General features: G+C 63.7%; 15 protein-coding genes. All 15 read right to left on the bottom strand.

Features of this window, described 5'->3' with window-relative positions; translation table 11 throughout:
- Nucleotides 1-33: 33 nt before the first annotated feature.
- A complete protein-coding gene (gene ispD, locus H681_RS07670) occupies nucleotides 34-732 on the bottom strand; it encodes a 2-C-methyl-D-erythritol 4-phosphate cytidylyltransferase (RefSeq protein WP_015476280.1) in 699 nt (232 codons plus the stop codon).
- On the bottom strand, nucleotides 729-1,013 hold the full coding sequence (gene ftsB / locus H681_RS07665) for a cell division protein FtsB (RefSeq protein WP_041711814.1): 285 nt from the start codon (nucleotides 1,011-1,013) through the stop codon (nucleotides 729-731). The genes ispD and ftsB overlap by 4 nt, the downstream gene beginning before the upstream one ends.
- A 63-nt stretch (nucleotides 1,014-1,076) precedes the next feature.
- On the bottom strand, nucleotides 1,077-2,366 hold the full coding sequence (eno, locus tag H681_RS07660; RefSeq protein ID WP_015476278.1) for a phosphopyruvate hydratase: 1,290 nt from the start codon (nucleotides 2,364-2,366) through the stop codon (nucleotides 1,077-1,079).
- 107 nt (nucleotides 2,367-2,473) lie between these two features.
- The gene (gene kdsA / locus H681_RS07655; RefSeq protein WP_015476277.1) at nucleotides 2,474-3,319 is read right to left on the bottom strand and encodes a 3-deoxy-8-phosphooctulonate synthase; all 846 of its coding nucleotides are present in this window, start codon (nucleotides 3,317-3,319) and stop codon (nucleotides 2,474-2,476) included.
- A gap of 2 nt (nucleotides 3,320-3,321) precedes the next feature.
- Nucleotides 3,322-4,950 carry a CTP synthase gene (locus H681_RS07650; RefSeq protein ID WP_015476276.1) on the bottom strand — a complete coding sequence of 543 codons (1,629 nt, stop codon included), beginning with the start codon at nucleotides 4,948-4,950 and terminating at the stop codon, nucleotides 3,322-3,324.
- 169 nt (nucleotides 4,951-5,119) lie between these two features.
- Nucleotides 5,120-6,448, bottom strand: a complete 1,329-nt coding sequence (tilS, locus tag H681_RS07645) for a tRNA lysidine(34) synthetase TilS (protein ID WP_041711812.1) — start codon at nucleotides 6,446-6,448, stop codon at nucleotides 5,120-5,122.
- Nucleotides 6,449-6,517: 69 nt separating this feature from the next.
- A complete protein-coding gene (accA, locus tag H681_RS07640; protein WP_015476274.1) occupies nucleotides 6,518-7,468 on the bottom strand; it encodes an acetyl-CoA carboxylase carboxyl transferase subunit alpha in 951 nt (316 codons plus the stop codon).
- A 114-nt stretch (nucleotides 7,469-7,582) separates the two neighbouring features.
- Complete coding sequence (gene dnaE, locus H681_RS07635) at nucleotides 7,583-11,113, bottom strand: DNA polymerase III subunit alpha (RefSeq protein WP_015476273.1); 3,531 nt, start codon at nucleotides 11,111-11,113, stop codon at nucleotides 7,583-7,585.
- Nucleotides 11,114-11,267: 154 nt separating this feature from the next.
- Entirely contained in the window at nucleotides 11,268-11,879 is a 612-nt protein-coding gene (gene rnhB / locus H681_RS07630) for a ribonuclease HII (RefSeq protein ID WP_015476272.1), read from the bottom strand.
- Entirely contained in the window at nucleotides 11,879-13,021 is a 1,143-nt protein-coding gene (lpxB, locus tag H681_RS07625; protein ID WP_015476271.1) for a lipid-A-disaccharide synthase, read from the bottom strand. Before lpxB ends, rnhB begins: the two co-directional genes overlap by 1 nt.
- Before the next feature lie 2 nt (nucleotides 13,022-13,023).
- Nucleotides 13,024-13,800 carry an acyl-ACP--UDP-N-acetylglucosamine O-acyltransferase gene (lpxA, locus tag H681_RS07620; protein ID WP_015476270.1) on the bottom strand — a complete coding sequence of 259 codons (777 nt, stop codon included), beginning with the start codon at nucleotides 13,798-13,800 and terminating at the stop codon, nucleotides 13,024-13,026.
- A complete protein-coding gene (gene fabZ / locus H681_RS07615) occupies nucleotides 13,797-14,237 on the bottom strand; it encodes a 3-hydroxyacyl-ACP dehydratase FabZ (RefSeq protein WP_015476269.1) in 441 nt (146 codons plus the stop codon). The genes lpxA and fabZ overlap by 4 nt, the downstream gene beginning before the upstream one ends.
- A gap of 48 nt (nucleotides 14,238-14,285) precedes the next feature.
- Entirely contained in the window at nucleotides 14,286-15,347 is a 1,062-nt protein-coding gene (gene lpxD, locus H681_RS07610; RefSeq protein WP_015476268.1) for a UDP-3-O-(3-hydroxymyristoyl)glucosamine N-acyltransferase, read from the bottom strand.
- A complete protein-coding gene (locus H681_RS07605; protein WP_015476267.1) occupies nucleotides 15,347-15,850 on the bottom strand; it encodes an OmpH family outer membrane protein in 504 nt (167 codons plus the stop codon). The genes lpxD and H681_RS07605 overlap by 1 nt, the downstream gene beginning before the upstream one ends.
- 48 nt (nucleotides 15,851-15,898) lie before the next feature.
- Nucleotides 15,899-18,253 carry an outer membrane protein assembly factor BamA gene (gene bamA / locus H681_RS07600; protein ID WP_015476266.1) on the bottom strand — a complete coding sequence of 785 codons (2,355 nt, stop codon included), beginning with the start codon at nucleotides 18,251-18,253 and terminating at the stop codon, nucleotides 15,899-15,901.
- Nucleotides 18,254-18,304 lie beyond the last annotated feature (51 nt).

Genomic DNA, 18,304 nt, shown 5'->3' with positions numbered 1-18,304 from the left:
GCGCAAGCTCGCTCCTACAGAGAAGAATTGGGATTAGCGCTTGGCGAAGTTACGCTGCAGGCGCTGCAGGTCTTCCGGAGTGGTGACCTTGATATTGTCCGCCCGCCCTTCCACCATGCGCGGCGCATAGCCCGCCCATTCCATCGCCGAGGCTTCGTCGGTGATGGCCGCGTCGGCCACCAGCGCATCGGCGAGTGCGCGATGCAGCGCGCCAAGGCGGAACATCTGCGGGGTATAGGCCTGCCAGACCACGCTGCGGTCGATGGTTTCCACCACGCGACCGTCGGCACCCACGCGCTTGAGGGTATCCCGCGCAGGCACGCCGAGCAGGCCACCCACGGCGTCGAATTCCAGTTCACCCAACAGGCGATCCAGATCCGCGCGAGCCAGGTTCGGCCGGGCGGCGTCGTGCACCAGCACCCAGTCGTCGCTGCCAGCGCCCAGTTCGGTCAGGCGCAGCAGGCCATTGAGTACGGAATCGGCGCGCTCGCGGCCGCCGTCGGCACGCTGGATCAGTTCGTTGGAAGCGCTCGGCGAGGTCGGCCACCAGGGATCGTCGGCGGCCAGGCACACCACCAGCCCCTTCAGCCGGGGATGGCCGAGGAAGCAGTCGAGGGTGCGTTCGAGAATGCTGCGACCGGCGAGGTCGAGGTATTGCTTGGGGCGGTCGGCGCGCATCCGCGAACCGATGCCGGCGGCCGGGATCACGGCCCAGAAGGCGGGAGTGGTCATTGCGCGAGCTGGTAGAGGGTTTCCTTGTCCTTGACCATGCCGAGTTCGTGGCGTGCACGCTCCTCGACGGTCTCGGTGCCTTTCTTGAGCTCGGCGACTTCCGCCTCGAGGATGCGGTTACGTTCGAGCAGGCGCTCGTTCTCGCCCTGCTGGTCGGCGATCTGCTTCTGCAGGTCGCGTACCTGCGCCAGGCTGCCATCGCCGATCCACAGGCGATACTGCAGGCCAGCGAGCGCCAGGATCAGCACGACGAACAGCCAGTAAGGGCTACGTAACCTCAAACCATCAGCTCCCTATACGCAAAGGGGTGGCTCCTGCCACCCCTTCACCGTACCAGACTCGGATCAGCCGCGGAATTCCGCACGACCACGGTACGGCGCCTTGGCGCCCAGCTGCTCTTCGATACGCAGCAGCTGGTTGTACTTGGAAACGCGGTCGGAGCGGCAGAGGGAACCGGTCTTGATCTGACCAGCGGCAGTGCCGACAGCCAGGTCAGCGATGGTGCTGTCCTCGGTTTCGCCCGAACGGTGCGAGATCACCGCGGTGAAGCCGGCGGCCTTGGCCATCTGGATGGCTTCCAGGGTCTCGGTCAGCGAGCCGATCTGGTTGAACTTGATCAGGATCGAGTTGCCGATCTTCTCGTCGATGCCGCGTTTGAGGATCTTGGTATTGGTCACGAACAGGTCGTCACCGACCAGCTGTACCTTCTCGCCGATCTTGTCGGTCAGGACTTTCCAGCCAGCCCAGTCGGACTCGTCCATGCCGTCTTCGATGGAGATGATCGGGTAGCGCTGGGTCAGACCGGCCAGGTAGTCGGCGAAACCTTCGGCGCTGAATACCTTGCCTTCGCCTTCCAGGTCGTACTGACCGTCCTTGAAGAACTCGGAGGAGGCGCAGTCCAGGGCCAGGGTCACGTCATCGCCCAGCTTGTAGCCGGCGTTGGCGACGGCTTCGGCGATGGCCGCCAGGGCGTCTTCGTTGGAAGCCAGGTTCGGCGCGAAGCCGCCTTCGTCGCCCACGGCGGTGTTCAGGCCACGGGCCTTCAGCACGGCTTTGAGGTGGTGGAAGATCTCGGCGCCCATGCGCAGCGCGTCGGCGAAGTTCTTGGCGCCAACCGGCTGGACCATGAACTCCTGGATGTCGACATTGTTATCGGCGTGCTCGCCGCCGTTGATGATGTTCATCATCGGAACCGGCATGGAGTACTGGCCCGGGGTGCCGTTCAGGTCGGCGATGTGCGCGTACAGCGGTACGCCCTTGGCCTGGGCAGCGGCCTTGGCGGCGGCCAGGGAGACGGCCAGGATGGCGTTGGCGCCCAGCTTGCCCTTGTTCTCGGTGCCGTCGAGGTCGATCATCGCGTGATCCAGACCTTTCTGGTCAGCCGCGTCCTTGCCCAGCAGCAGGTCGCGGATCGGGCCATTGATGTTGGCCACGGCTTTCAGCACGCCCTTGCCCAGGTAACGGCTCTTGTCGCCATCGCGCAGTTCGAGAGCCTCGCGAGAACCGGTGGATGCACCGGACGGGGCGCAAGCGCTGCCGACGATGCCGTTGTCCAGGATCACGTCCGCTTCAACGGTCGGGTTGCCGCGGGAGTCCAGGACCTCACGGCCCTTGATGTCGACGATCTTTGCCATTCTTGATAACACTCCGAAGATAGAGATAAACGGGGCGGCTGGTGAGACATCAGAACCTGCTCGATGCCCCGCCGAGCTTGACGATGCGGGGAACATCGAGCGGACTCTCAGGCAGTCTCGATGGTGGGGAAACTCTTGACCAGGTCGTCCAGCTGCTTGAGCTGGGACAGGAAAGGCTCGAGCTTGTTCAGGCGCAGGGCGCACGGTCCGTCGCATTTTGCCTGCTCGGGCTCCGGATGGGCCTCCAGGAACAGACCGGCCAGGCCCTGGCTCATGCCGGCCTTGGCCAGGTCGGTAACCTGGGCACGGCGGCCGCCGGCGGAATCGGCGCGACCGCCCGGCATCTGCAGGGCGTGGGTCACGTCGAAGAACACCGGGTACTCGAACTGCTTCATGATGCCGAAGCCGAGCATGTCCACCACCAGGTTGTTGTACCCGAAGGAGGAGCCACGCTCGCAGAGGATCAGTTGGTCGTTACCCGCCTCCTCGCACTTGCGCAGGATGTGTTTCATCTCCTGCGGCGCGAGGAACTGGGCCTTCTTGATGTTGATCACCGCGCGGGTCTGGGCCATCGCCACGACCAGGTCGGTCTGCCGGGACAGGAAGGCCGGCAGTTGGATGATGTCGCAGACCTCGGCAACCGGAGCGGCCTGGCAGGGCTCGTGCACGTCGGTGATGACCGGCACATTGAAGGTCTTCTTGATCTCTTCGAAGATCTTCAGCCCTTCCTCCATGCCCGGACCACGGAACGAGGTGATCGAGGAACGGTTGGCCTTGTCGAAGCTGGCCTTGAATACGTAGGGGATGCCGAGTTTCTCGGTAACCTCCACGTACTCTTCGCAGACCTGCATCGCCATGTCGCGCGACTCCAGCACGTTCATGCCGCCGAACAGCACGAACGGCAGGTCGTTGCCGATCTGGATATCCCCGACGCGAATGATCTTCTGGGTCATGCTCAGGCCTTCCCGGCTTGCTTCAGGGCGGCGTTGACGAAGCCGCTGAACAGCGGGTGGCCATCACGCGGGGTGGAGGTGAACTCCGGGTGGAACTGGCAGGCCACGAACCACGGGTGGTCCGGAGCCTCCACGACTTCCACCAGCGCGCCGTCGCCGGAGCGGCCGGAAATCTTCAGGCCGGCGGCTTCCAGTTGCGGACGCAGGTTGTTGTTCACTTCGTAACGGTGACGGTGGCGCTCGACGATCACGTCCTTGCCGTAGCAGTCGTGCACCAGGGTACCGGCGGACAGCAGGCACTCCTGGGCGCCCAGGCGCATGGTGCCGCCCAGGTCGGACGCCTCGGTGCGCACTTCGGTGGCGCCGGTGGCGTCCTGCCATTCGGTGATCAGGCCGACGACCGGGTGGCCGCTGGACTTGTCGAATTCGGTGGAGTTGGCATCGGTCCAGCCCAGCACATTGCGGGCGTATTCGATGACGGCCACCTGCATGCCCAGGCAGATGCCCAGGTACGGAACCTTGTTCTCGCGAGCGTACTGCACGGCGGTGATCTTGCCTTCCACGCCGCGCAGGCCGAAGCCGCCCGGAACCAGGATGGCGTCGGCGCCGTCGAGCAGGCTGGTGCCCTGCTGCTCGATGTCCTCGGAGTCGATGTAGCGCAGGTTGACCTTGGTGCGGCTCTGGATGCCGGCGTGGGTCATGGCTTCGATCAGCGACTTGTAGGCGTCGAGCAGTTCCATGTACTTGCCGACCATGGCGATGGTGACTTCACGCTCGGGGTTGAGCTTGGCGTCGACCACGCGGTCCCACTCGGACAGATCGGCCGGGCCGCACTCGAGGCCGAAGCGCTCGACGACGAAGTCATCGACGCCCTGGGCGTGCAGTACCGACGGAATGCGGTAGATGGTGTCGACGTCTTCCAGCGAAATGACCGCGCGCTCTTCCACGTTGGTGAACAGCGCGATCTTGCGGCGGGAGGACACGTCCACCGGATGGTCGGAACGGCAGACCAGGATATCCGGCTGCAGGCCGATGGAGCGCAGTTCCTTGACCGAGTGCTGGGTCGGCTTGGTCTTGGTCTCGCCAGCGGTGGCGATGTACGGGACCAGCGTCAGGTGCATCAGCATGGCACGGCGCGAACCGATCTCCACGCGCAGCTGGCGGATAGCCTCGAGGAAGGGTTGCGACTCGATGTCACCGACGGTGCCGCCGACCTCCACCAGGGCCACGTCGGCATCGCCGGCGCCCTTGATGATGCGACGCTTGATCTCGTCGGTGATATGCGGGATCACCTGCACGGTGGCGCCCAGGTAGTCACCACGGCGCTCCTTGCGCAGCACGTCCATGTAGACGCGGCCGGTGGTGAAGTTGTTGTTCTGGGTCATCGTGGTACGAACGAAACGCTCGTAGTGGCCCAGATCGAGGTCGGTCTCAGCGCCGTCGTGGGTGACGAACACCTCACCGTGCTGGAACGGGCTCATGGTGCCCGGATCGACGTTGATGTAGGGGTCCAGCTTGAGCATCGTGATCTTCAAGCCACGCGCTTCCAGAATGGCAGCCAAGGAAGCCGAGGCGATGCCTTTCCCCAATGAAGAAACAACACCACCCGTGACGAAGATGTAGCGCGTCATGAAAAGCCCTGAATGTCAGCGTTTAGGCGGCTCGGCCGCCGGGGAAGCGAAGGTCGGGTCGAAACCCGGTTCACGACAACGTCGTGATCAATAGCGAACTCCCGCTGACTCCGAGGGGAATCAACGGGAGCGATATAAGACGGGAGCGTAGTCTACCGGAAAGCGGCTATCAGCTCAAACCCGAGTCATTCGTCGGAGGCGTCCAATACAGCATCCATGACGAACATTCCCCAGCCCGCCACTCCGGCAGCAACGCCACACCCAACAGTTCGTCGGCTCGCCAGAGCAGCGGCAAGCGGCCCCGGAGAAACGCCGGAACACCGGCCTCGTTGAGCAGGCGCTTGAGATCACGACGGCCACGGCCGGGCAATGCCATGACCTCCCCGCCCTGCCGGTAACGGACCTCCAACGGCCCGCGCGGCGGCTCGCCCTGGAAATGCAACGAACCATTGCCAGGCAGGTGCAGCGATTGAGCGGCGTCCACCCAGGGCTGCGTCCGTGGCTCGAAGGCCCGCCAGGCGTTCGCCAGCCACCAGAGCCGGCCATTGGCGCGGCGCAGCTCACCATCGGCGAGGCGCCAGACCGGCTCGGCATCCACCCGCGCGTCGCGCAAATCCCGCCAACCGGCCCAGTGCGCACTGTCGGGCAGGCGCGCCAGGGGAGCGAGCCAGTGGCGCAGCGCATTGCGCTGGCGCGACTCGCTCAGGGAGGTCAGCGGGCCGATGGCCAGGGAAGGCAGGGGCATGCTCCGGTAATGTGTCTGCCGGTCCGCCGCGAGCAGATCGGATTGCGCCAACTCCGTCAGCAGGCCCTCGGCTTCCGCCAGATGCTCGGCGCTGCGGGCAATGGTTTCGCCCGCCGCCGGCCAGCGCCGGGCGATGAGCGGCAACAGCTGGTTGCGCAGGAAATTGCGGTCGTAATCGTCACTGGCATTGGAGGGGTCCTCCACCCAGCTCAGGCCGTGGCTGCGGGCATAGCGCTCCAGTTCGTTGCGGGAGACGCCCAGCAGCGGACGCAGCAGCATCCCGTCCCCCAGCGAACGACAGGCGGACATCCCCGCCAAGCCACGTACACCGGCGCCACGGAACAGACGGAACAGCACGGTCTCCGCCTGGTCGTCGCGGTGCTGCCCGGTCAGCAGGCACTCGCCCTCCTCCAACGTCGCCGCGAATGCGGCATAACGCGCGTTCCGGGCGGCTCGCTCCAGACTGGCACCCGCCTCCACCCGCACACGCTCGACACGCAACGGCATGCCGAGGGCGTCGCAAAACCGCTGGCAGTGCTCCGGCCAGGCGTCAGCGACGGCCTGCAGGCCGTGATGGATATGAATGGCGGAAATCGGCGGCAGTTTCTCGCGACGGGCGAGTTGCGCCAGCAGATGCACAAGGACGGTGGAATCCAGCCCACCGGACAGCGCCACGCGCCACGCCGGTGCGGAACGCCAGGGAGCGAGGGCCGCTAGAAGTCGGTTTTCCAGGGACAGAACGTCAAGGGACATGGCGCAGTATGACGGGACGGATGACGAGGCAAGGATACCTCGTCATCCACGCTGCGCCGAAGACGTCGGTCAGGCGACGCCGTAGCTCATCAGGCGCTCGTAGCGGCGCGCCAGCAGCTCTTCGGTGCTCAGTTGCTTGAGAACATCCAGCTGGCCGAGCAGGGCCTTGCGGATCGACTGGGACATCGCGGCCGGGTCGCGGTGAGCGCTGCCCAGCGGCTCGGGGATGATGCTGTCGACAATGCCCAGATCCTTCAGGCGGTTGGCGGTGATGCCCATCGCCTCGGCCGCTTCCGGCGCCTTCTCGGCGGTACGCCAGAGAATCGAGGCGCAGCCTTCCGGGGAGATCACCGCGTAGGTGGAATACTGCAGCATGTTCAGCTGGTCGCACACGCCAATGGCCAGCGCGCCGCCGGAACCGCCCTCGCCGATAACGGTGGCGATGATCGGGGTCTTCAGGCGCGCCATGACGCGCAGGTTCCAGGCAATCGCCTCGCTCTGACCACGCTCTTCGGCATCGATGCCCGGGTAGGCGCCGGGGGTGTCGATGAAGGTCAGGATCGGCATCTTGAAGCGTTCGGCCATTTCCATCAGGCGGCAGGCCTTGCGGTAGCCTTCCGGACGCGGCATGCCGAAGTTGCGGCGCACCTTCTCGCGGACTTCGCGACCCTTCTGGTGACCGATGATCATCACCGGTTGCTCGTCGAGGCGGGCAACGCCGCCAACGATGGCCGCATCATCGGCGAAATGACGGTCGCCGTGCAGCTCTTCGAACTCGCCGAAGATGTGCTCGATGTAGTCCAGGGTGTAGGGGCGACGCGGATGGCGCGCGAGCTGGGCGATCTGCCAGCTGGTCAGGTTGCCGAAGATGTTCTCGGTCAGCGCCTTGCTCTTCTCCTGCAGACGGGAGATTTCGTCGGTGATGTTCAGCGCGTTGTCGTTGCCAACCAGGCGCAGTTCTTCGATCTTGGCGTGCAGGTCGGCAATGGGCTGTTCGAAATCGAGAAAATTCGGGTTCATGGGCTATCCGTCGTTCTGTTGGCGGCTGGGCCTGGTCCGTAGGCGCCCTACCTTACGGTATCGGGCGTCAAGGGTCGAGACTGGCGGGCGGGCGGCCTTTGGCCACCGGCTTCACTAGCGGTAGTTCAGGAAGACGTTGTCGCGACCGAACTGGTCACGCAACGCTTGAATCAGGTTGTCTGCGGGGTCGATCCGCCATTGCTCGCCGAACTGCAACAGGGCGCGCGCTTGCTCGCCGCTGTAGTCGACGGTGACCGGGCAACTGCCGCGGTGACGGGTGCACAGGTCGGCCAGCCAGCGCAGGCGGTCGCCCTTGAGCGCATCGGCATGCACGCGCACGCGCAGGCTTTCCGCCAGCGAGGTGCGTGCCTCTTCCAGGCCCATCACGCGCTTGGCGCGCAGGCGCAGGCCGCCGGAGAAATCGTCCTGGCTGACTTCGCCCTCGATCACCACCAGCGCATCGGTCTGCAGCAGCGCCTGGTTGGCGGCGAAGGCTTCGGCGAACAACGAGGCTTCGATACGGCCGGAGCGGTCGTCCAGGGTCACGAAGCCCATCTTGTCGCCGCGCTTGTTCTTCATCACCCGCAGGTTGACGATCAGGCCGGCGACGGTCTGGGTATCGCGCGCCGGTTTCAACTCGACGATGCGCTGGCGGGCAAAACGTCGCACTTCACCTTCGTACTCGTCGATCGGATGGCCGGTCAGGTACAGGCCGAGGGTGTCCTTCTCGCCCTTCAGGCGCTCCTTGAGATTGAGCTCTTTGACCTTGCGATGGTTGGCGTAGACATCGGCCTCGGGCTCGGCGAACACCCCGCCGAACAGGTCCATGTGCCCGCTGTCGTGGCTACGCGAGGTCTGCTCGGCGGCCTTGACGGCCTCCTCCATCGACGCCAGCAGCACGGCGCGGTTGATGTCGACGTGGGCCTGGTAGGCCTTGGGTTCGTCGTAGAAGTGCGGGCCGAGGCGGTCCAGCGCACCGGCGCGGATCAACGCCTCCAGGGTGCGTTTGTTGACGCGCTTGAGGTCGATGCGGTCGCAGAAGTCGAACAACGTCTTGAACGGTCCACCTTCGGCGCGACACTCGGTGATGGCTTCCACCGGGCCTTCGCCAACGCCCTTGATCGCGCCCAGGCCGTAGACGATCTGGTCCTCGTCATCCACGGTGAAGCGGAACTCGGAGTTGTTCACGTCCGGCGCAACGATACGCAGCTTCATGTGGCGGCACTCTTCGATGAGCGTCACCACCTTGTCGGTGTTCTGCATATCCGCGGTCAGTACCGCGGCCATGAACGGGGCTTTCCAGTGAGTCTTCAGCCAGGCGGTCTGGTACGACACCAGGCCGTAGGCGGCGGAGTGCGACTTGTTGAAGCCGTAGCCGGCGAACTTTTCCACCAGGTCGAAGATGTTGCCCGAGAGGTTGGGATCGATGCCGTTGGCGGAGCAGCCTTCGATGAAACCGCCGCGCTGCTTGGCCATTTCCTCGGGCTTCTTCTTGCCCATCGCGCGACGCAGCATGTCCGCGCCGCCGAGGCTGTAGCCCGCCATCACCTGGGCGATCTGCATCACCTGTTCCTGGTACAGGATGATGCCGTAGGTGGGCTTGAGCACCGGTTCGAGGCCGGCGTACTGGTAATCCGGGTGCGGGTAGGAGATTTCCTCGCGACCGTGCTTACGGTTGATGAAGTCGTCCACCATGCCCGACTGCAGCGGGCCGGGACGGAACAGCGCCACCAGTGCGATGAGGTCTTCCAGGCAGTCCGGCTTGAGCTTCTTGATCAGCTCCTTCATGCCGCGCGATTCAAGCTGGAAGACCGCAGTGGTCTCCGCCTTCTGCAGCAGGTCGTAGGTCTTCTTGTCGTCCAGCGGGATACGGTCGATGTCGACCAGGTTGGGGTCGCCGGCCTTCTGCTGCTTGCGATGGATGATCTCCATCGCCCATTTGATGATGGTCAGGGTACGCAGGCCGAGGAAGTCGAACTTCACCAGGCCGGCGGCTTCCACGTCGTCCTTGTCGAACTGGGTCACCAGGCCGGCGCCCTCTTCGTCACAGGCGATGGGAGCGAAGTCGGTCAGCTTGGTCGGTGCGATCACCACGCCACCGGCGTGCTTGCCGGTACCGCGGGTGACGCCTTCCAGCTTGAGCGCCATGTCCCAGATTTCCTGGGCTTCCTCGTCGGTCTTGAGGAAGTCGCGGAGCATTTCCTCCTGCTCGAAGGCCTTCTCCAGGGTCATGCCGACTTCGAAGGGAATCATCTTCGACAGTTTGTCGGCCAGGCCGTAGGACTTGCCCTGCACCCGCGCCACGTCGCGCACCACCGCCTTCGCTGCCATCGAGCCGAAGGTGATGATCTGGCTGACCGCATTACGACCATAGGCGCCCGCAACGTAGTCGATCACCCGGTCGCGACCTTCCATGCAGAAGTCGACGTCGAAGTCGGGCATGGAAATACGTTCGGGGTTGAGGAAACGCTCGAACAGCAGGTCATAGGCCAGCGGGTCGAGGTCGGTGATCTTCAGTACGTAGGCGACCAGCGAGCCGGCACCCGAGCCTCGGCCGGGGCCTACCGGCACGCCGTTGTTCTTCGCCCACTTGATGAAGTCCATCACGATCAGGAAGTAGCCGGGGAAGCCCATCTGGATGATGGTGCCCAGCTCGAACTCCAGGCGGTCGACGTAGATCTGCCGCTTCTCTTCGTAATTGGGCGTGGTTTCCCTCGGCCAGAGCACCGCCAGGCGCTCTTCCAGGCCCTCGTAGGAGACATGGCGCAGGTAATCGTTGATGTCCATGTCGTCGAAGGGGATAGGGAAGTTGGGCAGGAAGTACTTGCCCAGTTGCACCTCGATGTTGCAGCGCTTGGCGATCTCGACGGAATTTTCCAGCGCTTCGGGAATATCGCTGAACAGCTCGGCCATTTCCGCCGGGCTCTTCAGGTACTGCTGGTCGGAATAGCTGCGCGAGCGGCGCGGGTCGTCCAGGGCGCGGCCTTCGCCGATGCACACGCGGGTCTCGTGGGCCTCGAAGTCCTCGGGCTTGATGAAGCGCACGTCGTTGGTCGCCACCAGCGGCGCACCGCTGCGTTCGGACAGGGCCATGGCGGCATGCACGTGCTCTTCGTCGTTGACCCGGTTGGTGCGCTGGATGTCCAGGTAGAAACGGTCCGGGAAGACTTCCAGCCACTCGGCCAGCAGCGAGTCCGCCAGGGCATCGTTGCCCTCCAGCAGCGCCAGGCCGATCTCGCCCTCCTTGGAGCCGGACAGCGCAATCAGGCCTTCAGCCGCCTCTTTCACCCACTCGCGCTCGATGATGATCTCGCCGTTGCGCTGGCCTTCCTGCCAGCCACGGGAGATCAGCTCTGTCAGGTTGCGATAGCCCTTGGCATTCATGGCCAGCAGGGTCAGGCGGGTCAGCGGGCCGTCGTCATCGCGGTTTGCCAGCCAGATGTCGGCGCCGCAGATCGGCTTGATACCGCCGCCCATGGCCGTCTTGTAGAACTTCACCAGCGAGCACATGTTGCTCAGATCGGTCACCGCCACCGCCGGCATGCCAGCCCCGCCAACCGCCTTGATCAGCGGCTTGACCCGCACCAGGCCGTCGACCAGGGAGAATTCGGTGTGCAGACGCAGGTGAACGAAGGTGGCGGTCATGGTGGTCCTTGGCAAACGCGAAAAACGGCAAACCCCGGATTGTACCGGGGCTGTCCGCAAAGCTACAGGGATCAATGGGCCAGCCGTCGCGCGGGGTGATTCAACTCACCAACAAGCCGCTGGCCGCGAGAAATTCCAGAGTAATAACAGGGTGTTACAGGATGCCAACAGGGTTTTCCAGCAGCGCGCGCACCGGTCCGAAGGAGCGACGGTGGATCGGCGTCGGGCCCAGACGCCTGAGGGCTTCGAGGTGCACCGGGGTCGGATAGCCCTTGTGCCCGCCGATGCCATAGCCAGGGTAGAGGGCTTCCATTTCCTGCATCTCGCGGTCACGGCTGACCTTGGCCAGGATCGAGGCGGCGGCGATGGCCGGGACCTTGGCATCCCCCTGCACCACCGGCGCAGAAGGCACCTTCAATTTCGGACACCGATTGCCGTCGATCAGCGCCAGTTTCGGCGTGACGCTCAGGCCTTCCACCGCGCGCTGCATGGCCAGCATGGTGGCGTGGAGGATGTTGAGCTGGTCGATCTCGTGGACATCGGCACGGGCGATGCACCATGCCAGGGCCTTGTCGCGGATCTCGTCGAAGAGTTTTTCACGTTTGGCTTCAGTGAGCTTCTTCGAATCGTTGAGCCCGCTGATCGGCCGCGCCGGGTCAAGGATGACAGCGGCGGTAACCACGGGACCGCACAGCGGGCCTCGGCCAACTTCGTCAACACCCGCAACCAGCTCTTCCACCAGGGCGAAATCCAGGCCCATCTGCATCAGTGTTTCTCCACCAGGGCAAGCACGGCCTCGGCCGCTTGCACGGACGCATCCTGGCGCAACGCGCGATGGATGGCGTCGAAGGATTCGGTCTGCACGCTGCCGTCATCCAGCAGTGGCAGCAAGGTATTGGCCAGCGACTCGGGTGTCGCCGCATCCTGGATCAACTCAGGCACCAGCAGTCGGTTGGCCAGCAGATTCGGCAGCGAGATGTACGGACTCTTCACCAGCCGCTTGAGGATGCGGTAGGTCATCGGCGCCACCTTGTAGGCGACGACCATCGGCCGCTTGTACAGCAGCGCTTCAAGGGTGGCGGTGCCGGAGGCGATCAGCACGGCGTCGCAGGCGGCAAGCGCCTCGTGGGAGGCGCCGTCGAGCAACTGCACCGGTAGATCGCGACCGGCGAGCATTGCTTCGATCTGCGCGCGGCGCTCAGGGCTCGCGCAAGGCAGCACGAAACGCAGACCGGGGTGTTCCTGCAGCAGGCGCTGGGCGGTATCGAGGAACAACGCACCGAGCTTGCCGACCTCCCCTCCCCGGCTCCCCGGCAGCAGCGCAACGACACCGGCGTCCTGCGGCAAGCCGAGACGTTCGCGCGCACCGGCGCGGTCGGCCTCCAGCGGAATGGTATTGGCCAACGGATGGCCGACGAAACGCACCGGCACCGCATGCTCTTCGTAGAAACGCGCCTCGAAGGGGAAGAGCGCGAGCATCAGGTCGCAGGCTTCCTTGATCTTCAGCACACGCTTCTGCCGCCAGGCCCAGACCGACGGGCTGACGTAGTGCACCGTACGAATACCCGCACGGCGCAGCTTCAATTCGATGTTCAGGTTGAAGTCCGGCGCATCGATACCGATGAACACATCCGGCTTGGCGGCGATCAGCATCTGCACCAGGTCCTTGCGCCGGCGCAGCAGTTCGCGCAGGCGGCCGAGCACCTCGACCAGGCCCATGACGGCCAGGCGTTCCATCGGGAAATGCGACCGCAGCCCTTCGGCCTGCATGCGCGGACCACCGACACCGATGAATTCGATGCCGGGGTGGCGCTGCTTGAGCGCCTGCATGAGGCCGGAGCCGAGGATATCGCCGGACGCCTCGCCCGCGACCAGGGCGACGCGCAGCTTGCGTGCGGTCGGTTGCATGGTCAGCGGGTGATGCCGCGGGTGGAGCTCTGGATGGAGTCACGGAATACCGCGACTTCCGGGAATTGCTCCGAAACCTCGGCGAGCTCGGCCAGCGCCTCGTCCACCGTCAGCCCCTGGCGGTAGACCACCTTGTAGGCCCGGCGCAGCGCCTGGATGGCCTCGGCACTGAAACCGCGTCGGCGCAGGCCCTCGAAGTTCATGCTGCGAGCCTCGGCGGGATTGCCGAAGACGGTCACGTAGGCCGGGACGTCCTTGCCGATCGCGCTGCCCATGCCGGAGAAGCTGTGCGCGCCGATACGGCAGAACTGATGCACCAGGGTGTAACCGGAGAGGATCGCCCAGTCATCCACATGGACATGACCGGCCAGTGCCGTGTTGTTCACCAGGATGCACTGGTTGCCGATCACACTGTCATGACCGATGTGCACGTAGGCCATGAGCAGGTTGTGGTCGCCAATGGTGGTTTCCGAACGATCCTGGATGGTGCCGCGATGGATGGTCACACCCTCGCGGATCACGTTGTGATCGCCGATCACCAGGCGAGTCCGCTCGCCCTTGTACTTCAGGTCGGGAGTGTCCTCGCCGACGCTGGAGAACTGAAAAATGCGATTGTGCTTGCCGATCTTCGTGGGGCCCTTGAGCACCACGTGCGGACCGATCACCGTACCTTCGCCGATCTCCACATCCGGCCCGACGATGGACCAGGGGCCCACCTCTACGTCGTCAGCCAGCTTTGCGCGCGGGTCGATGATGGCGCGAGGATCGATCAAACTCATAGTTTGCGTTCCGCACAGATGATTTCGGCCGAGCATACCGGCTTGTCATCGACAGTGGCATGGCAGTCGAACTTCCAGATGCCGCGCTTGACGCTGACGAACTGGGCATGCAGTTGCAGCTGGTCTCCCGGCAGCACCGGCTGGCGGAAGCGCAGCTTGTCGGAGCCGACGAAGTAGTACAGGGTGCCGTCGGCCGGCTTCACATCGAGCATCTTGAAGCCGAGGATGCCGGCCGCCTGGGCCATCGCTTCGATGATCAACACGCCCGGCATGATCGGGTGCTGCGGGAAGTGGCCATTGAAGAACGGCTCGTTGATGCTGACATTCTTGTAGGCGCGAATGCGCTTGCCTTCGATGTCCAGCTCCACCACCCGATCCACCAGCAGGAAGGGGTAGCGATGAGGCAGGTATTCGCGAATCTCGTTGATGTCCATCATGTTCAGGGGAGCCTGTTCAGAAAAGGGAAACGCCAAAAAATGCGTGGATCACGCATCTGATGGAACGTCTCCGCTTGGGGTCACGGCGGCCACGCGCTTTTCCAGCTGCTGCAGACGACGGGCCATGTCGTCCAACTGGCGTATACGCGCAGCGCTCTTCTTCCATTCGCCGGCCGGCTGCATGGCAGTACCGGATGAATAGGAGCCCGGTTCGGTGATCGAACGGGTCACCATGGTCATCCCGGTGACGAAGACGTTGTCGCAGATCTCGATGTGACCGACCAGGCCGACACCACCGGCGAGCATGCAATGCTTGCCGATCTTGGCGCTACCGGAAATCCCGCAGCAGCCTGCCATCGCGGTGTGATCACCGATCTGCACGTTGTGGGCGATCATGATCTGGTTGTCCAGCTTCACGCCATTGCCCACCAGGGTATCGGACAGCGCACCGCGGTCGATCGTGGTGTTGGCGCCGATCTCGACGTCATCGCCCACGGTCACGCCGCCAATTTGCGCGATCTTCTGCCAAACGCCCTTGTGGCTGGCAAAGCCGAAGCCCTCGCCGCCCAGCACGGCGCCGGACTGGATCACCACGCGCTTGCCGATGCGCACGTCGTGGTAAAGGGTCACTCTCGGGGCCAGCCAGCCACCTTCGCCGATCACGCTGCGCGCGCCGACGAAGCAATGGGCGCTGACGGTAACGCCGGCACCGATCTGCGCGCCAGCCTCGATCACCGCATAGGGACCGATACTGGCGGTCGGATCGACCTGGGCTCCCTCATCGACCACCGCAGTGGGATGGATACCGGCGGGCACCTTGGGCTTGCGGTCGAACTGATGCGAAAGGCCGGCATACGCGAGGTACGGGTTGGCCACCACCAGCGCATTGCCGGTGAAACCTTCGGCATCGGCCGCCGTCAGCAACACCGCGCCCGCCTTGCTCTCGGGCAGGAACTTGCGGTACTGCGGGTTGGCCAGGAAGCTCAGCTGATCCGCGCCGGCTTCCTGAAGGGTCGCCAGGCCACGAATGACTTGAGCGGAATCGCCACGCAGCTCGGCATCGAGCTGCGCAGCCAGTTCAGCGAGGGTAAAGGACAGCTCGGTCATCATCAGCGCAGTTGGTTCATGCGCTCGATGACTTGACGGGTGATGTCGTACTGCGGCTTCACGTCGACCACGGCACCACGCTCAACCACGAGGTCATAACTGCCTTTCTTGATGGTTTCCTCGACGGCCTGATCCAGCTTCGGCTTGAGCTTCTTGAGCATGTCGCGGTCGGCGACAGCCTTGGCCTCGTTCAGCTCCTTGGACTGGAACTGGAAATCACGGGCCTTCTGCTTGAAATCGCTCTCGGCTCTCTCACGCTCGGACTGGGACATCTTGCTACCGCTGTTGACCAGCTTGTCCTGCAGCGCCTTGGCATCGCTTTCCAGCGATTTCAGCTTGTTCAGCTGGGGGCCGAACTTTTTCTCCGCATCCACGGCGTACTGCTTGGCCGCATCCGACTCGAGGAGTGCCATCTGATAGTTGAGCACCGCGATCTTCATGTCGGCGAACGCGGGGCTCGCCGCCAGGGCTGCGGTGATCAGGACGAACTGGGTCAACTTACGCACGATGCACTCCTGCACAAAGCATGGTTGTCATTACAACGATACGGCCAATTAGAAGGTCTGTCCCAGGGAGAACTGGAAGATCTGGGTTTCGGCGTTGTCCGGCTTCTTGATCGGGGTCGCCAGACTGAAGCTCAACGGGCCCAGCGCGGTGATCCAGGTCAGCCCCACACCCGCGGACATAGCCATATCGTTGAACTTGACGCCATCGCACCCCTGGGTGGTGGACGTCGGGCAATCCGTGTCGAACACGTTACCCACATCCCAGAACACCACGCTGCGCAATTGGCGCTGGTCCTTCACGAACGGCAACGGGAACAGGACTTCGGCACCGCCGGTGATCATGATGCTACCACCGAAGGCTTGCGGATCCTGGTCCGGGTCATACTCGGTCCCCGAGTTGGTGCCCTTACTCGGCGTACTGCGCGGGCCAAGGGTGCTGTCCTTGAAGCCCCGCACCGAGTTGAAGCCACCGGCATAGTAGTTCTCGTAGAACGGCAGGCGCTCGGTAGAACCATAGCCATCACCGTAGCCGAGCTCGGTGTGGAAGCGCATGGTGTAGTTTTCGGTTAGCGGGGCGAAGACCTGGCCACGGTAGTCGAGTTTGTAGAACGACAGGTCGCTACCCGGAATGGTGGATTCCAGCACCAGGCTCTGCGAGTGGCCGCGGTTGGCCAGCACGCCCTTGTTCAGGGTCGATTCGGACCAGCCGATGGAACCCTTGAAGTTGGTGAAGCTGTCGCCTTCGTTCTGAATGAAGTCGAAGATCTCGTCGACGGTGTAGACGCCGGTATCGATCTCATCCTTCTGTACGGTCAGGCCGTAGGTCAGGCGCGACGTTTCGCTGATCGGATAGCCGATGCTTACGCCAGCGCCATAGCTGTTGACGGAGTAGCTGGAAACGTCGACGTCCAGATCGCTGTAGTCGGTCTTGCGGTAGAAGGCATTGTAGCCCAGGCTCACGCCGTCGACGGTCCAGTAGGGGTCGACGAAGCCGAAGTTGTAGCGGGTCTGGTAGTCAGACTTGGTCAGGCCAAGGCTGACCTTGTTACCAGTACCCAGGAAGTTGTTCTGGCTGATCGAGCCGCCGAGGATCAGACCGGCGCTCTGGGCGAAGCCGATACTCGCGGTGATGGAGCCGGACGGCTGCTCTTCCACGCTGTAGTTCACGTCGACCTGGTCGTCGGTACCGGGCACGGCCGGGGTCTCGACGTTGACTTCCTTGAAGTAGCCCAGGCGTTCCAGGCGCTGCTTGGACTGGTCGATCAGGTAGGTCGACGCCCAGCCGCCTTCCATCTGGCGCATTTCGCGACGGAGTACTTCGTCCTCGGTCTTGGTGTTGCCACGGAAGTTGATGCGGTTGACGTAGGCACGCTTGCCCGGATCGACCACGTAGGTGATCGAGACGGTCTTGTCGTCGTCATGGGGCTCCGGCACGCCGTTGACGTTGGCGAAGGTGTAGCCCTCGTTACCCAGGCGGCGGGTGATCAGGTCGGAGGTGGTGGTCATCACCTTGCGCGAGAAGACCTGGCCTTTCTTCACCAGCAGCAGCTTCTTGATCTCGTCTTCCGGAACCTTCAGGTCGCCGGAGAGCTTAACGTCGCTGACGGTGTACTTCTCGCCTTCGTTGACGTTGACGGTGATGTAGACGTGTTTCTTGTCCGGGGTGATGGATACCTGGGTCGAGGCGATATCCATGTGGATGTAGCCACGGTCCAGGTAGTAGGAACGCAGACGCTCCAGGTCACCGGAGAGCTTTTCGCGGGAATACTTGTCATCGTTCTTGAAGAAGGACAGCCAGTTGGTGGTCTTCAGCTCGAACAGGTCGGTCAGGTCTTCCTCGGAGAAAACGGTGTTGCCCACCACGTTGACGTGGGCGATGGCCGCCACGGTGCCTTCGTTGATGGTGATCTTCAGGGCGACGCGGTTGCGCGGTTGCGGCACCACCTCGGTCTCGATCTCGGCCGAGTAACGACCCTGGGCCACGTACTGGCGCTGCAGCTCGTTGCGCACACCTTCGAGGGTCGCGCGCTGGAAGATCTCGCCTTCGGCCAGGCCCGACTGCTTCAGGCCCTTCATCAGGTCTTCGGTGGTGATGGCCTTGTTGCCTTCGATCTCGATGCTGGAGATCGAAGGACGCTCGACCACGTTGACGATCAGCACATTACCGTCGCGGCTGAGCTGGATGTCCTGGAAGAAACCGGTCTTGAACAGGGAGCGAGTCGCCTCGACCAGGCGACGGTCATCGATCTGCTCCCCCACGTTCAGCGGCAGTGCGGCGAACACGCTGCCGGCGGAGACGCGCTGCAGACCATTGACCCGGATGTCGGAGACAGTGAAGGACTCGGCGTGAACCTGGGCGATCATCAGCGCGGAAAGGGCCGCGGGTAGCAGAAAGCGTTTCATGGAGTCCTTTTATTCCAACTGACAAATAAAGAATCTGCCGCATGAGGCGGC

The sequence above is a fragment of the Pseudomonas sp. ATCC 13867 genome (assembly GCF_000349845.1).
Classification (GTDB): Bacteria; Pseudomonadota; Gammaproteobacteria; order Pseudomonadales; family Pseudomonadaceae; genus Pseudomonas.
This window is presented reverse-complemented; position numbering and strand designations above follow the sequence as displayed.

Bases quoted from the DNA above. Each gene is read 5' to 3' on its own strand.
- ispD (WP_015476280.1), bottom strand. From the start codon at position 732: ATGACCACTCCCGCCTTCTGGGCCGTGATCCCGGCCGCCGGCATCGGT.
- eno (WP_015476278.1), bottom strand. From the start codon at position 2,366: ATGGCAAAGATCGTCGACATCAAGGGCCGTGAGGTCCTGGACTCCCGC.
- kdsA (WP_015476277.1), bottom strand. From the start codon at position 3,319: ATGACCCAGAAGATCATTCGCGTCGGGGATATCCAGATCGGCAACGAC.
- H681_RS07650 (WP_015476276.1), bottom strand. From the start codon at position 4,950: ATGACGCGCTACATCTTCGTCACGGGTGGTGTTGTTTCTTCATTGGGG.
- tilS (WP_041711812.1), bottom strand. From the start codon at position 6,448: ATGTCCCTTGACGTTCTGTCCCTGGAAAACCGACTTCTAGCGGCCCTC.
- accA (WP_015476274.1), bottom strand. From the start codon at position 7,468: ATGAACCCGAATTTTCTCGATTTCGAACAGCCCATTGCCGACCTGCAC.
- dnaE (WP_015476273.1), bottom strand. From the start codon at position 11,113: ATGACCGCCACCTTCGTTCACCTGCGTCTGCACACCGAATTCTCCCTG.
- rnhB (WP_015476272.1), bottom strand. From the start codon at position 11,879: ATGCAGATGGGCCTGGATTTCGCCCTGGTGGAAGAGCTGGTTGCGGGT.
- lpxB (WP_015476271.1), bottom strand. From the start codon at position 13,021: ATGCAACCGACCGCACGCAAGCTGCGCGTCGCCCTGGTCGCGGGCGAG.
- lpxA (WP_015476270.1), bottom strand. From the start codon at position 13,800: ATGAGTTTGATCGATCCTCGCGCCATCATCGACCCGCGCGCAAAGCTG.
- fabZ (WP_015476269.1), bottom strand. From the start codon at position 14,237: ATGATGGACATCAACGAGATTCGCGAATACCTGCCTCATCGCTACCCC.
- lpxD (WP_015476268.1), bottom strand. From the start codon at position 15,347: ATGATGACCGAGCTGTCCTTTACCCTCGCTGAACTGGCTGCGCAGCTC.
- bamA (WP_015476266.1), bottom strand. From the start codon at position 18,253: ATGAAACGCTTTCTGCTACCCGCGGCCCTTTCCGCGCTGATGATCGCC.